12 protein-coding genes are annotated in these 15,226 nt (G+C 62.2%); all 12 read left to right on the top strand.

Translation table 11 applies throughout. The features are described from left to right. Positions 1-1,875 (top strand): type VI secretion system baseplate subunit TssF, encoded by a 1,875-nt coding sequence (gene tssF, locus LB551_RS25085; protein ID WP_224628706.1) that lies wholly within the window; start codon positions 1-3, stop codon positions 1,873-1,875. After that, positions 1,839-2,906, top strand: coding sequence for a type VI secretion system baseplate subunit TssG (tssG, locus tag LB551_RS25090; protein WP_224660811.1), 1,068 nt, complete (start codon positions 1,839-1,841; stop codon positions 2,904-2,906). Before tssF ends, tssG begins: the two co-directional genes overlap by 37 nt. Further along, on the top strand, positions 2,903-4,366 hold the full coding sequence (tagH, locus tag LB551_RS25095) for a type VI secretion system-associated FHA domain protein TagH (RefSeq protein ID WP_224660813.1): 1,464 nt from the start codon (positions 2,903-2,905) through the stop codon (positions 4,364-4,366). Before tssG ends, tagH begins: the two co-directional genes overlap by 4 nt. A 3-nt stretch (positions 4,367-4,369) precedes the next feature. Next, positions 4,370-4,822, top strand: coding sequence for a type VI secretion system lipoprotein TssJ (tssJ, locus tag LB551_RS25100; RefSeq protein WP_140552893.1), 453 nt, complete (start codon positions 4,370-4,372; stop codon positions 4,820-4,822). A gap of 39 nt (positions 4,823-4,861) precedes the next feature. Further along, positions 4,862-6,196 (top strand): type VI secretion system baseplate subunit TssK, encoded by a 1,335-nt coding sequence (tssK, locus tag LB551_RS25105; protein WP_224660815.1) that lies wholly within the window; start codon positions 4,862-4,864, stop codon positions 6,194-6,196. Between the two features lie 4 nt (positions 6,197-6,200). After that, positions 6,201-7,523, top strand: a complete 1,323-nt coding sequence (gene icmH / locus LB551_RS25110) for a type IVB secretion system protein IcmH/DotU (RefSeq protein ID WP_224660817.1) — start codon at positions 6,201-6,203, stop codon at positions 7,521-7,523. A 1-nt stretch (position 7,524) separates the two neighbouring features. Continuing rightward, a complete protein-coding gene (gene tssM / locus LB551_RS25115; RefSeq protein WP_224660819.1) occupies positions 7,525-11,061 on the top strand; it encodes a type VI secretion system membrane subunit TssM in 3,537 nt (1,178 codons plus the stop codon). Further along, a complete protein-coding gene (tagF, locus tag LB551_RS25120; RefSeq protein ID WP_224660821.1) occupies positions 11,043-11,585 on the top strand; it encodes a type VI secretion system-associated protein TagF in 543 nt (180 codons plus the stop codon). Before tssM ends, tagF begins: the two co-directional genes overlap by 19 nt. Positions 11,586-11,651: 66 nt before the next feature. Beyond that, positions 11,652-12,710 carry a DUF2169 domain-containing protein gene (locus tag LB551_RS25125; protein ID WP_224660822.1) on the top strand — a complete coding sequence of 353 codons (1,059 nt, stop codon included), beginning with the start codon at positions 11,652-11,654 and terminating at the stop codon, positions 12,708-12,710. Then, positions 12,707-13,762, top strand: coding sequence for a beta-ketoacyl synthase N-terminal-like domain-containing protein (locus tag LB551_RS25130; protein ID WP_224660824.1), 1,056 nt, complete (start codon positions 12,707-12,709; stop codon positions 13,760-13,762). Before LB551_RS25125 ends, LB551_RS25130 begins: the two co-directional genes overlap by 4 nt. After that, complete coding sequence (locus tag LB551_RS25135; RefSeq protein ID WP_224660827.1) at positions 13,762-14,697, top strand: DUF4150 domain-containing protein; 936 nt, start codon at positions 13,762-13,764, stop codon at positions 14,695-14,697. The genes LB551_RS25130 and LB551_RS25135 overlap by 1 nt, the downstream gene beginning before the upstream one ends. Then, positions 14,691-15,224: an SMI1/KNR4 family protein gene (locus LB551_RS25140; protein ID WP_224660830.1), complete on the top strand. Its 534-nt coding sequence runs from the start codon at positions 14,691-14,693 to the stop codon at positions 15,222-15,224. Before LB551_RS25135 ends, LB551_RS25140 begins: the two co-directional genes overlap by 7 nt. Positions 15,225-15,226: the final 2 nt, after the last annotated feature.

Consider the following 15,226-nt stretch of genomic DNA (forward strand, 5'->3'; position numbering starts at 1 on the left):
ATGGATAGGGTCTTCGTCGAATATTACGAGGAGGAACTAACCCATATCCGCGGCCTTGCGGCGGAATTTGCCGACATGCACCCGGCGGTGGCGCGCAACCTTTCCCTCGACACGGTCCCCTGTCCGGACCCCTATGTCGAGCGGCTGCTGGACGGCGTAGCTTTCCTTGCCGCGCGCACCCGGCTGAAGGTCGACGCCGAGCGTTCGCGATTCTCGCGCAGTGTCCTCGACGTCCTTTATCCTGATCTGATCACGCCGGCGCCAGCAACGGCGATGGTGGTGCTAAAGCCGGGCCAGCAGGTGCAGACCATGCTCGACGGCCATGTCGTCAAGCGCAACACGCGGCTGGTTTCCAGCCTGCAGCCCGGCCTGTCGACGCGCTGCACTTTCTCGACCGCGCAAGAAGTGACCCTATGGCCGATAGCGATTAATTCAGTCAGCTATTTCCAAGACCGCAGCGCCTTGGCGGCAGGCGGCATAGCCACGATCGGCGGTGTGCACGGCGAGGCGGCGCTCCGCATCACGCTGGCCCGGACCGGAAAGGGCAAGCTTCACGAATTGGCGCTCGACCGGCTCGACCTCTATTTTGCAAGGCGCACCAAGGCGTCGCTGCTGTTCGACGCGATTTTCGGCACTTGCTCGACCGTTGGCGCACGCGCGCAAGGCAACACCAACCCGTTCTCGCCCTTGCCGGCACCAGACATGGTCGGCATCAGCGACGACGAAGCCCTGATGCCGCGCACCCGCCCGACATTCGAGGGATACCGCCTGCTGCGCGAATACTTCATGATGCCCGAGCGCTTCCACTATGTGCGCGTTTCGGGGCTACAGCCCATCGTGCGTCGATGCGACGCTGGGCTTGAGATCGTTTTCCTGTTCAGGCGTCCGGTGCCCGAGTTGGCCGATCTGACGCCGGCGGACTTCGAACTTTTCGCAACGCCGATCATCAATCTGTTCGAACGTGAGTGCAACGTGGTCGAGGTCGATGCGCGCAAGACACGCCAGGTGTTGCATGCAGACCGAACGCGCGCGCGCGACTTTGAAATCTATCGGATCATCCGCGTCGAGGACGCCGACACGGAAGGCAACGAGGCCGAAATTCCCGAACTCTTCAGCCTGGGGCAGAACAGCGGCAGTGGCTGGGTCTACTCAACCGAGCGGCGACCGCGGCGGGCGACGGAAGAGGAACGGCGCGACGGGCTGACCCGCACGTCATACACCGGCGACGATGTTTTCCTGGCCGTATCGCGGCCGCTTGCCACTCCGGCGAACCGGCCGCTGAAGCGTCTCGACGTCCTGGCTCTTTGTACCAATCGTGACCTGCCGATCCTCGACGACAGTCCGACGTTGACGCTGGAGGCCGGCGACCCGGTCGAAACCGTCAGGCTTCTTGGAGCCTTGCGTCCACCGCAGCCGGCGGTCCCTGCGGCACTGCCCACAGGGGCCGACGGTGAATCGCGCGCCGACGACCTAGCCTGGCGATTGATCGCACAGCTCATGCTCAACTTCGTCAGCCTCGCCAAGGATGGCCGCGGCGTCGACCCGTTGCATGCGCTGCTCGACATCTACGCCGACCGCGGCGATCCGAGCCTTGCTCGCAACGTCCATTCGATCGTGCGCGTCGATTCCCGGCCCGTCGTCGAACGGCTGCAGATCAATGGGCCGATGTGCTTCGGACGCGGTACTGAGGTGACGTTGCACGTCGATGAATCGGTCCTGGCCGGCCAAAGCACCTTGCTGCTTTCGGCCTTGCTGGCACGGCTGTTTGCCCGCTATGTCGGAATAAACGGCTTCGTGCGGACCCGCACGCGGCTGCTGCAGAAGCAGGAGGATGTGCCATGGCCGATGACGCCCGGCAATCGCTACCTGATCTAGACAAGCCCACCCCAAGCACCGCCGAAGCTCTGTTTGAAGGGTTCGACTTTTTCGAACTGCTGCGCCGTCTCGAACAGGGCAACGGCCTTTTCGGCCATTCAGGCCGCCTCGACCGTGAGCCGGCACGGCTTGGCCAGCATGTGCGCCTCGCCTTTTCCGCGCGGGATCTGGTTCATTTCCGGGGAGCCGAGGACGGCAAGCCGGCCCGGGTCACGATTGCAAATCTCGGTCTGTTGGGACCTGAGGGTCCAATGCCGCTGCATCTGACGCGCTGGGTGCTCGACCGCCTGTCGCAGCGCTGGTTCGCAGGCGCCGACGCACAGCTGACCAGCGATACGACCTTCGTGGACTTCGTCAACATTCTGCAACACCGCATGATCGCCCTCTATTATCGGGCGTGGGCGGATGCGCAACCGGCCGTACAGGTCGAACGCGCGGTCGGTGGGCGCATTCGCGCCATGCTTGCGGCCATGGCTGGGATCGGCCTTCCCGGCACCCAGAACATCGAGCTCGATACGGTGAAGCTTCGCCAGGCGGCTTCGCTTGCCAGCCAGGTCGAGGGCCCGGAACGATTGACGCTGTTCCTGGCCGAAGCGTTCAAGGTACCAGTACAGATCAAGGAATTCGTCGCCGCCTGGACAACCATACCAGCCGGCCTCCAGACCTGCCTTGCAAAAGCCTATGCAGCGCTCGGCCGGGGGGCGACGATCGGCCCACGCGTTTTCAGCCGCCAAAGCAGGATCGAACTGCGGGTCGGCCCGCTGAAGTATGATGATTTCAAGGCATTCCTGCCTGGCAGTCAGCGGCTCAAACTGTTCAAGCAGGCCGTTCGCGAAATGGTCGGGGAATCGCTCGATGTCGACCTGCGCATCGTGCTTGCGCGTGATGCCGTGCCGCCGCCCCGTATCGGAGCGGTACAACTTGGCCGAACCGCCTGGCTTGCGCGGCCCGCTGAAAGGGGCGATGCTGACGATATGCGGCTGCAGACAATCGTCGGATGGCGGCCGGAAATGGCGAGGGTCGCGGCATGAGCCTGCTGCTGACGCTGGAGCAAGGGCCACGCACCCAGGCGGTACGGCAGACTCGCTTGGACGACGGTGAGCTGGTGATCGGCCGCAGCGCGGACGCTGGCTGGCAGATCGACGATCCCGACATGTTCGTTTCGCGCGCTCATTGCAAGATCTCAGGCGGGCGAGACGGATATTTCGTTACCGACACGTCGAGCAGCGGGTTGTTCATAAACGATGCTCACAGCCCGCTCGGTCCGGGCAAGTCGACGCGCCTTCAAAGCGGCATGCGGCTGAGACTGGGCGACTATGTCGTTTATGTCGATGAGCAGCCGCCAACCGCTCAAGCATCCCCGGCCAGCCAGCCGGTTGCAGAACGCCTGCCGCCGGCATCGCGGGCGCCAGTGAGCATCGGCGGCGATGACTTCTTTTCCGCAAAGGTCGAGGAAGTGCCGCCACGGCCACGACCGGCCGACCTGCCGAACCCGTTCGAGCAGCCGATCCCTGGCGCGTTCGAGCGCGCCAGCCAGCGCAGCTCGCCTGCTTTCGATGACCCGTTCAGCCTCGATCCGGTTTCAACGCCGGTGTCAAATAATGCGGCCGCTTATCTCGAGCCGGATAACGCGGCGAACCAGGCGGACCCGTTCAGCCTCAACCCATCCCCCTCTCCCAGCCGCGGAGCCGATACCGCTGCTGGAAAGCTGCCCGATTTCAACGATGATTTTGGTTTCGGACCGATCTCGACGCCCAGTTCGGCAGGCGGCACCGGCTCGACCGGACAGCGCGAGCGCGCCCAACCCTCGCAATCCGCCAGTCCTTGGGATCTGGCCAGGCAACCAGCCGATGTCGTGCCTCTATCGCACGCAGGTGCTGCTTCTGAATCTGGCCGCCCGGCGGCAACGGCGCAGCTGGGGGAGATGGCGCTTCGCTCCGCATTCCTGCACGGCATGGGCGTCGAGGAAGCCGATTTCCCCGGGCGCGACAGCATCGCGGAAATGGAAAAGTTCGGCCGCGAATACCGGCTGATGATGGAAGGCCTCATGCAGCTTCTGCGCAAACGGACCGAGGAGAAAGGAAACGCCCGCGTCGCCCAGACAATGGTCGGGGCCTCCGAAGTCAACCCGCTCAAGTTTCTGCCCACGGTCGACGACGCCATCGTGACGCTTATCGCCGAGCGCAGCCCCGGATTTCTCGCCGGTGAGGCGGCAATCGCCGATGCAATTCGCGATCTGGCGCAACATCACGTGCGCGCCTGGCGAGGCATACAGGCCGCTTTGCGACGGATGATTGATCGTTTTGACCCGGCAGTGATCGAGGAAGAGCTGAAATCGAATTCGGCGATCGGCACCCTGCTTTCTGGCGGGCGCGGCGCCAAGCTGTGGGAGCTCTATCAGAAACGCCATCGTGAAATTGCCGAGAGCGCGGAAAAAAGTTTCCTTGGGGAAATCGGTACTGATTTTCGAGAGGCATATGAGGAGGAGTGAGCCATGATCGACCGACGTGAATTGATGATTGCCCTAGGCGCGACCGGGCTGCTTGCGGCGTGCCAGAGCGGTCCGCCAAAGCCGTCGGTGATCACCGTCAATGTGAGCGGCGCGGCCGGGATGAACCCGGGGCCAGGTGGCGGCGACCGGCCGGTGACGGTCCTCGTGATGCGCTTGAAAAGTACCGGCAAATTCAATTCCGCTGACTACTTTGCGCTGCAGGGGGATGCCGGCAGCGCACTCGCAGGAGATCTTATCGGGTCCGACCAGATCGCCGTTGCGCCGGGAAAATCCGCATCCAAGACCATCACGGTCGAGCCGGACGCGACGGCTCTGGGCTTCGTTGCACTGATCCGCGAACCTGGCGGCAGGAACTGGCGGACAACCAAGTCAGTGTCGCCGGGATCGCAATTCACCATCAATGTCACGTTGGGCAGCGGCGGCATCTCCGCCTAGCAGCCAAGGCAAGGGGAGCTCAATGCAGAGAATAGCGGCATGAGCGATGCAAACAGGGTGCTATGGTCCGAAGGACTTTTCCTGCGAACCCAGCATTTCCAGCAGCAGGATCGCTTCTTCGAGGCGACGGTGCGCGGCGCGTTGCAGGCCGGACAACTGCATACGTTCGGCTTTCGACAGCTGACGCTGGACCAGGCATTGCTGGAGGCCGGCCAGGTCGCGATCCTGTCGGCCCGGGGCATCTTCCCGGATGGGACACCTTTTTCCATTCCAGATTTGATGGACGCGCCGCGACCGCTGCCGGTAACCCCCGACACGGGCGCAGGGCCGGTGCTGGTCGCCTTGCCGCTGGAGCCTCCCGGTGGTGTCGGCTTCGATCCGGCACACGCCGCCGCCTCGGGAGCGCGCTATCATGGGCGGATCGTTTCCGTGCGCGACGCTGTCCAGGGCGGTTCGGATCCTGAAGAAATCGAAATCGCCCGTCCGCAGGCGCTGCTGCTTGCACCTGGCAAGTCGGTCGGGGGCTACACCGCCTTGCCGGTAGCCGAGCTCAAGGGAGTTCGGGCCGATGGCGGCGTCTCTCTGGACGAGGCCTTCCTGCCACCGGCACTGGTTACCGGCGCGGTGGCCTGGTATCGGCAACTGCTTCTGGAAGTTGTCACCGGCCTCGACCAGATCGCCGAGGCGCATGGCAAGATGGTCATGGGCGGGCCTGGGCGCAGTGTCGAAGATCTGTTGATGCTCAATCTCGCCAATGCGGCGCGTCCGCGATTGGCTCACATGCTGGCGCAAGATGTCTTCCATCCGGCCGAGCTCTATCTGGAGCTCGCCGGGCTCGCCGGTTCGATGGCAACTTACGGATCGAGCGCGCGGCGGTTGGGAGAGTTGCCCGCTTACGATCACATGGCGCCCGGCCCTGCTTATTCGGCGCTGGCGGATGCCCTGCGCTCGCTCATTCTCAGCCTGCGTTACATCGAGCCGAAATCGCGCGCCCTGCCTGTCATGCGGCACTCGACCAATGTCTGGAAGGTTCGCATCGACAACCCGAAACTGCTGGTGGCCAGCCGGATCGTCATCCGGGTCGGTTCTGAGCTGTCGGAGGATGCGTTGCGAAAGATCTTCGTCAATCAGGCAACCGTCGGTTCGGCCGACCAGTTCGAGGGCCTGTGGAAATCGCGCTTGCCCGGCATTCCGCTGAAACCGCTTCATTCCCAGCCACGCGAAATTCCTTACGATGGCGATCGATTGTGCCTCGAGCTGGACCAGAAAAGTGAGCATTGGGCGTCGCTGCTCGATGCACCAGGCTTCGTCATCGGCGTTTCGGGCGTGTTGCCAACCGAGCCGCAGGTGGACTGCTATTCGGTGAACAGGTGAGATGATGAGCGGCGATGATCCTTTCGGACTGTCGGAGGATCGCGAACGCACTCGCATAAAATTGAGTGGCGCCCCGATGCCGCGGCCCCTGGCGCCCCTTTTGCCGGGGGCGCCAGTAAAGCGGTCTCGCACCCACCCGAATGCGCTTGTCAACGCATTCGCGCCGTTGCTCGAGTTCGCTCCCGAGCTTGAGAGCGCGCTTCCGCCAGAAAATCCGGAAATATTGCGGACCCGATTGCTCGAAGAACTGGTTCGTGCACGCGACACTGCAATGTCAACGGGGTCCTCGATGGAGCGGGCCGACAAGGCAGCCTGGCTGGTGGCGGCCTTGCTCGACGACCTGGCCCTGAACACGCCATGGGGCGGCGCCAGCGCCTGGCCGCGGCAGCCGCTCGTGGTCATGCTGCGCGGCGATGTCGATGCCGGCACGCAATTCTTCACGCGTCTCGACGAACTTGAGCGCCATCCGAACCGGGATCGCGAATTGCTTGAGCTGCAGTATGATTGCCTGGCGCTCGGCTTCCGTGGCAAATATCGTGTGCCTGGCCGGTCAGGCGACCGCTCGCTCAATGCCGTTCGCTTGGCGGCCGCCCGCGTCCTGCGTGATGCCGATGCCGAAGGCGCGCCGCTGGCGCCAAACTGGAAAGGTGTCATCGCGTCCGACGAGCCGCAGCGCTTCATCGTGCCGATCTGGGTTATGGCGCTCGGCGCGGCGGTTATTGCCACAGCGATCCATATCGGGCTGTCAATGGGATTGAGCAGCCAGGCGGTCGAGCTGTCCGCACTTGTTCGCGCCCTGCCCCCGCCTGCGCGCGGCGACATCATCCGTGCGTCGCCCAAGGTCGATGCCCCGCCACCGGAGAAAGTGGATTTTGCGCTGTTGCCGGAATTTCAGGCCGCCGCACCGGCCGAGCTAAAATCTGCCCTCACCGGCACCGAGAGCGTTTCGCTTGCCAAGCTGATCATCCAGGCTTCCAATCCCGAACTGTTCCAGTCGTCGCGGCCACAACTGACCGACGGCTTCGAGCCCCTGATCGGGTCGATCGCCAAGGTGATCCTCGCCAATCAGGAGCTGATCGGAAACATCACGGTGGTCGGTCATACAGACAGCGTTCCACTACAAAAATCCAATCCGCTGTCTACCAACCAGCGCCTGTCCGAGGCTCGCGCCCGCACGATCGCCGACATGCTGGTCCAGAACGGAGTGCCGCAGGACCGGGTGCATTCCGAGGGCCGGGCGGCCACCGATCCCGTGGCCAGCGACAGCACGCGCGAGGGGCGAGCCTTGAACCGCCGCGTCGAGGTGATGGTCGAAAAGAGGCTGTGAGATGTTCATCCTGCGCTTCATCTGGGCAGTCCTGACTTCGCGCTGGCTGTGGACGCTGATCGGCCTCACCCTGCTTTCCTTGGTAATCTGGATCTTCGGTCCGATCGTCAGGGTCGGTCCCTACGAGCCCTTCGCCTCCGAGAATGTGCGCATCGTCATCATCGCGCTGCTGGTCATTTTCTGGTTGGTCTGGCTGATCGTCGCCCAGCGCCGGGCAATCCGTGCCAACCGCCTGTTCGTCGCCGAGATTGCCGCGCCGGCGGTGGAAAAGCCGCTTAGCCCGGGCGAAGAGAACGTCGCTGCCGTCGGTGCCAAGTTCGCTGATGTGATGGCCGAACTGAAGCGTCGCAAGCTGGGCGGGCGCAAGTTTCTGCGCGAGATGCCATGGTACGTCATCGTTGGGCCGCCGGCGACCGGAAAAACCACGGCCTTGCGGCAGTCCGGGCTGAACTTTCCGATCGACCTTACCGACGATTTGCAGGGGGTCGGGGGCACACGCAACTGCGACTGGTTCTTTTCCGAGAACGCGGTTTTGATCGATACTGCCGGTCGCTATGTCCAACAGGAGAGCCAGCCCGATGTCGACGCGGCGGAATGGCTGGGCTTCCTCGACCTTTTGAAGAAACACCGGGGCCGGCGCGCGCTGAACGGTGTGATCGTCGCGCTTTCGATTGACGTGCTTTCGGAAGGCGACGAAACCATCAAGGCGCATGGCCGCAAGATCCGCCGCCGGTTGGCCGAGCTCAACGACCGGCTCGAAATCCGGCTGCCGGTCTATCTGATGCTGACCAAGGCCGACCTGATCAAGGGTTTCGAGGCTTTCTTCGGCGGCTTGTCCACCGCCTCGCGCGAGCAGGTATGGGGAGCGACCTTCGCGCTAAACGCACGTGTGGATGCCAAGACCATCGAGCGCGAAATCTCAACGCTCGCGACTGAGCTCGAGCGGCGCCTGGTGCCACGCCTGGAGGACGAAGACAAACTCGCCGCCCGTGCCGAGATCTTCCGGTTTCCTGCCCAGCTCGCAAGCCTGTCCGAACCGATCCAGGTGCTGGTCGAAGCGATGTTCGGCGAAAGCAGGTATGAGGAGGCCGCCTGGCTGCGTGGCCTCTATCTGACATCGGCAACGCAGGAAGGGGCACCCATCGACCGGCTGACCGCCGCGCTGTCTTCTTCCTTCGGCCTTGCGCCCCGGCGGGCCCTGCCCGCACCAAGGGTCGAGAAGCGCAGCTTCTTCCTGAAGAACCTGCTCACCGAAATCATCTTCAAGGAAGCAGGTCTCGGCACGTTTGACCCGCTGGCGCAACGCCGCCGCGCCTGGATCTGGCGGGGTGCGGCTGCTGGTTGCGCGGCGGCGGCGTTGCTGGCTGGTGGGCTGTTCGCCTGGGCCTACTTTGACAACCGCAACGCGATCGCGGCCCAGGCGAGCCAGTTCGAGGCGCTGCAAGAGCCGCTGACCGCAATTGCCGCAAACCCTGCATCGGTTGAGCAACCTGCCATGGATGGGGCGCTCGAGGCGATGGATGCGGTTGCCAACGCTCGCACACCACCGCCGGGCGCGGCTCAGGATCTGCTAGGCCCATCAGCCTCGGCGGAACTGGCCAGAGCACAGGCCGACACCTACGATCACGCTCTGCGTAACTTGCTCGAACCACGGATGGTGGCACTGCTCGAGGCGACGATGTGGCGACAGATTCGCGATCCAGATTTCATGCTCGGTGCGCTCAAGACCTATCGCATGATGACCGGCCTGTCGCAGATGGATGCCGACTACGCCCAGAACTGGTGGGTGAACAGCTTGCCCGAATTCGCCGCCGCGGCACCATTTCCGACAGCCGATGCCGAAGAGCATCAGCTTGCCGCCATCCGGCGGATGACCGTCGATGAAAGTTATATCGCACCGGACCAGGCCCTGTTTGCCGAAGCGCTCAAAACGGTGTGCACCATTTCGTTGCCGGCACGTGGCTACAAGCAGTTGCTGGCCGACCCCGCAGTGACCGGGCTGAAGGAATGGATACCGGCCAATTTCGCCGGCCCAAACGGGGGCAAGGTGTTTGCGCGGCGTTCCGGCAAGACACTTCGCGTTGGCATTTCGGGAGCTTTCACCTATTCCGGCTTCCACGACGTCATTCTCGACCGCATCGACGATGTCGCCGCCCAGGCGGCGCTCGATCGTGCCGTTTTCGCGGGCGGCTGCTCGGAAAACGCCGAGACCTCCGTTTCGGCGCTGTCCGAGGATATTCTAAAGCTCTACTATGACGACTACATTGCGCAATGGGACAGCTTCTTGCGGGACATGAGGCTCGCGCCATTGACCGATCTCAATGTCGCCAGCGAAAATCTGAAAGACCTTTCGAGCGCGGATTCGGCGCTGAAGCGGCTGCTTACGGCGGTCGTCCAGGAGACCGAACTGACGCGCTCCGATGACGCGCCTGCCGACAACAAGGCGGCGACCAAGGGCGCTTCGAAGCTGCTCGGCAAGCTGGGCAAGCTCGGCAAGCTGGCGACATCAGGTGCCAAGCTGCTTCCCCGCGCCGGCTCCGCCGACCAGGTGGATCTCACCGGAAATCTGGTGGCCGAGCATTTCAAACCGCTCAAGAGCACCATCGCCGAGGTCGACGGGCAGCCGCCGGCACTGGACGCCGCCGTTGTAGCGCTGACCGCGCTTTCGAACGTGCTGCAGACGGTCACCGCCAACCCCAACCCGCAGGACGCGATCAAAAAGCAGGGCGGCCTTGCCGAACTCACCGGTGCGGTCGCCAGGCAGGCTCAGATCCTTCCCGACCCCATCAACAGTTGGCTGGGCGGGATTGCCGGCGACACCAGCAATTTGACCCAGAAGGCGGTCACTTCAGAACTCAACGCCATCTGGCGCGCCGACATACTGCCTTTCTGCCAGGCAGCGCTGAACGATCGCTATCCCTTCAGTGAAGACAGTGCGGTCGACGTCAATGTGCGTGATTTCGCCAGGCTGTTCGGACCGGCCGGACTGATCGACGGCTTCATCAACGATCACCTGATCAACTATGTCGATACGACCGGCCAGCCATGGAAATGGCGCGCCGATTTCGGCCTCGATCCTTCGGCTCTGGCAGCCTTCGAACAGGCCAGGCACATCCGCGACGACCTCTTTCCCGGCGGCACCGGACCGGTGATGAGCTTCACGCTGGAACCGAAGGATCTTTCCCCGAACGTGACCCGTGTCACGCTCAATCTCGATGGCCAGAATCTCGTCTACTACAACAACGCTACGAGGCCGCAACCAATGACGTGGCCCGGTAAGGACGGCACCGGCGTCATTTCGCTCGCCTTCCAGCCGATCGACGGATCGCCCGAGATCCTGCTCAACGAGACCGGCAGCTGGGCGTGGCTCAGAATGCTGCGCAGCGGCCGCTTCACCGGCACTTCGCTGACCGATGTCTACAGCCTGCGCCTGGGCACGAAGGGAATGTGGGCCGATTTCGAGCTCAAGGCCGCGAGCGTCGAAAATCCCTACAATTTGGAAATGTTCAAGAAATTCTCATGTCCACCGCAGATATGACCCTGCCCGGCTTCTACGGCAAAATGCCCGCCACCGGCGATTTCGTGGCGCGGCGGCTGCCGGGGGACTTTGTTCGCAACTGGGACCGCTGGCTAGCGCAGCATATCGTTTCGCTGATCGGCTCGGAGGCGTGGCCGCGCAGCACCGCGCTGCGCTTTCTGGCCGGCCCGGCTTCCTTCGGCGCATCGGCGGGCATCATTTTGCAAAGTGCCGACAGAGTTGGCCGACAGTTCCCTTTGACCGTCGTTGCGCCGCTTGCTGAAGCTCCCGTTCGGCTGACTGAGGCCGAGGCGTGGTTCTCCGGCATCGAAGAGGCGGCCATCGCCGCCCAACAGGGCGAGCTGACACCCGACGAACTGGATGCCACGCTGGCCGGACTGCCGGTGCCGCACGTCGAGCAAAGCGAAGAAGTCATCAGCGACATGGTGATGTGGACCGCCCGTTCGGATATTTTCGACATCGATCCGCAATCGCCGCAAGCGACGCTGGAACAGATATTCGCCGCCAGTTGGGAGACCAGTTGATGCAGATATTGCCAAGACAGTTGAAGGCCCGCTGTTTCACCACCGCGTAAGGATACGTGGTTTCAAATGTGGATACTGTCCAACCAGACGCCATTTGCCGCCCAGGAAAGCTGGACGCGTGACGAGCGCGGACATGAGGTCTGGCTGATCGCAATCAAGGCGTCGTTCGAGATCGATCCCGACGGCAAACAGCGGCTGCTGAAGGAACAGACGCCGGTCAACCTGGCGCCCGTCTATGGCGCGGATCCGAATGAGCTTCTCGACGACACGGACCTCAATCTGGAGAAGAAGCACACCGACATCCTGATCGAAGGGCACGTCCATGCGCCCGGTGGGCGCCCCAGCATCGAGAGTGCCGCGCGCATAAAAATCGGTGACATCGACAAGACGGTGAAAGTAATCGGCGATCGAGTTTTCATGCCGGGCCCGATTTCAGTGCGGATGAGCAGCCCTGAACCTTTCACGAGAATCCCGATCAGCTGGCGGCGAACTTATGGTGGGACGGACATGGAGGCATCGAAGCCGGATTGGGATCAGCGTAATCCGGTCGGCGCCGGCTTTGCTGTCGATCCACAGCGGCTGATCAGCAAGACCGGACCTAACTTTGAGTACCCAGATGCTCCCTATCGCGACCACAGAAGCGGCAAACCGGCAGGTTTTGGGCCAGTGGCACGACACTGGCAGCCGCGTATGAAGTATGCCGGTACTTATGGTGATGACTGGGAGAAAACGCGCGATCCGCTTTTGCCCCGCGATTTCAGCCGCATGTATTACCAATGTGCGCCAGAGGACCAACAAACCAAGACGCCGCTCATCGGCTATGAGCATGTGCGGCTAGGTAACTTCACTGAGAATGGTTTTTGGCAGTTCCTTCTGCCGCGGATCACCTTCGAAATTACAACGCAGTTCTACAATCGTCCGGATCGCGAAAACGGTGAAGCCACCATCCATACGCTGCGCATCAAACCTGACCTCAGGCAGTTCTCGATCGCATGGATGTCGACCCTGGCAGTGCCTTACGACGAGGAGCGCCTGAAGATGACTACCCTCAGGGTGCGTGAGCGTACCGGCATTTCTCCAACAATCGCGACGACCGGGATCTGGCTAGCGGACGAAGACGAATGATGGTCAAGGGAGACACGATTGTCGTCGTGGGCGTGGGGGCGCGTACACCACTGGGTTTCGACGCGACCTCAAGTGCTGCGGCAGTCCGCGCCGGAATTTCCGCCATTCAGGACCATCCCTATATGATCGACCGGTTCGGCGAGCGGATGAAGGTAACTCGCGATACTGGCGTCGACGTCGATCTGCGCGGACCTGACCGGGCTGTTGAGATTGCAGTGTCGCCGGCCATTCAAGCGCTAGGGCCGCTTCTGGGATCGGGCCGTGCCGAGGTTACGCTCATCCTGTCGACAGGTGAGTCCCGGCCTGGTCAGCCGGATGGCTTCGCCGCGCAAGTCGACACGCGGCTCCGTAAGCGGTTGGCGCAGCATGTCGCTTTGACAGGTGGGGGCTCGACCGCGGGCGGCCATGCCGGAGGCTTGCTCGCGATCTATCACGCTTGCAAGTCGTTGCGCGAAGGCAGGGCTAAATTCTGCCTCGCTGGTGGCGTCGATACATATCTCGAACCCGAAACATTGGAGTGGCTTGACGAAAACGAGCAGCTTCATTCGGAGGGCAATATCTATGGCTTCTGTCCAGGCGAGGCGGCGGGGTTTACCCTGCTGACGACGCTGGCCACGGCGCGTGCCTCTGGGCTTCACCCGCTGCTCGAAATCGTCGGCTCCTCGATTGCGAGTGAGGAAAACAGGATTAAGACCGAGACGGTGGTATTGGGCGAAGGCCTTGGCACGGCCTTCCGTTTTCTGTTCCAAGATGGGCCGATCGATCCGGTCGATCGCATCATCTGCGACATGAACGGTGAACGCTATCGCGGTAACGAGTATGGTTTCGCGGTTATCCGCAACCCCGGGCACTTCAAGAATGCAGCGGATTTCGAGACGCCAGCCGACTGTTGGGGCGATGTCGGCGCTGCGTCCGGTCCGCTGTTCGTGAGCTTGATAACCGAGGCCGAAGCGCGCAACTACCAGAATGGGCCGCTGTCGCTGATCTGGGCTAGTTCCGAAAAAGGCTCCCGCGCCGCCGTGCTGCTGGGTGGACCAAGGAGAGCCGCCTGATGCCCAGTCATATCGTCGTTAACAGCCTAGGCCTGACCTACAAGGGTACAATCGGCATTTCGATCGCGACGATTCCCGATGTCTGTAAGACGCCGACCCCCGGTGGCCCGGTGCCGTTACCTTACCCCAACTTCGCGAACCAGGGAACGCTGAAGGACGGAACGACGACCGTCTTTGCCAAGGGCGGCAAGATGATCGCCATCAAGGGCTCGCAATACGGAATGAGCACCGGCGACGAACCGGGCACGGTTGGTGGCGTGAAGTCCAACGTGTTCAAGAAGGCGACGGATTGGATCACCTATTCCTTCGACGTGACGATGGATGGCAAGAACGCCTGCCGCCACACTGATAAGAAGTTTCATAACGACAAGAACACGGTCGATCTGGGCGGCAATCTGGACCCATCGACCTGGACTGACGACGACGGCAATTTATGCCTCGATTGCGCGAACGCAAGCTATGATGGCGAGGAACTCAGCAAGTGCCAGAAGGAAGAAATCTGCGGAAAGATCGCGAACTACGACGACGCAGTGAAAGGCAAGGGCAGCAGGACAGTCAAAAAGGCTGGAAAAGCATATAAGGCCAACCGCACAGCGGGTAACAATGCGTGCAAATCGATCAACCGCTACGCACGTGACGATCGGGGCGCCGGCGGCGTGGGGAAGCCGGAAGACATGGGTTTCCATCCCATGTCGAAGAAGTGTGCCGAGGAGACGCTTGCAGACGCGAAGGCAAACGACTTCAAGGGCTACAGCCCGGATCACATGATCGAGATCCAGCATAACGGGCTTCCGACCAGCACTAGCAATTTGGTTTGGATGTCGCAGGGAGCCAACGAATGGTCGGGTACCTGCATGAGGCAGTTAAAAACCAGCGGACCGAACAAGCACACTGGGGTCAAGGGAACCTGCTGTAAAGGAGATCAGAAATGCTGACGCTGCCCGAACTCATTGAACAGTTCCAACAACGAAGCAAGGAATACGATCTTCTGGCCCTCGACGAGAACCTGAGCGACCCGCCCAATCCGCCGGCTACGGAGCAGGACATTCGGCGTTTCGAGAAGGAGATCGGCTATGTCCTGCCCGAGGACTATCGCGCCTTCCTGCTTCTGCACGATGGGTGGCCCGGGTTTGAGGGCGATGCGCCACTGCTCGGCATAGGCAATCGCAATAATCCGGAGACGGTCAAGATACTGCGCGGACGTTCGGGCCTTTTCGATCAGTTCAGTGACGAGAATCCGATCAAGTCCGGCGCGCTGCCGATCCTGATCGCGCCGGGCGTCGACGACATGCTGTTCTATTTCCCGAAGGGCCCCGACGCCGGAAAGTTCGTGTCGTACGACAACGTCGATCGGGAAGACGTGTTCGACACATTCGCGGATTTCCTGCGTGATCGCATAGACACGCTCGACTACCTGATCCGGCAGGAAAAGGAGGGCGTCGATCCGGGCGAGGAAGATTAGCG

Origin of the sequence: Mesorhizobium sp. BR1-1-2, from assembly GCF_020165435.1 — a bacterium.
Lineage (GTDB): Bacteria > Pseudomonadota > Alphaproteobacteria > Rhizobiales > Rhizobiaceae > Mesorhizobium.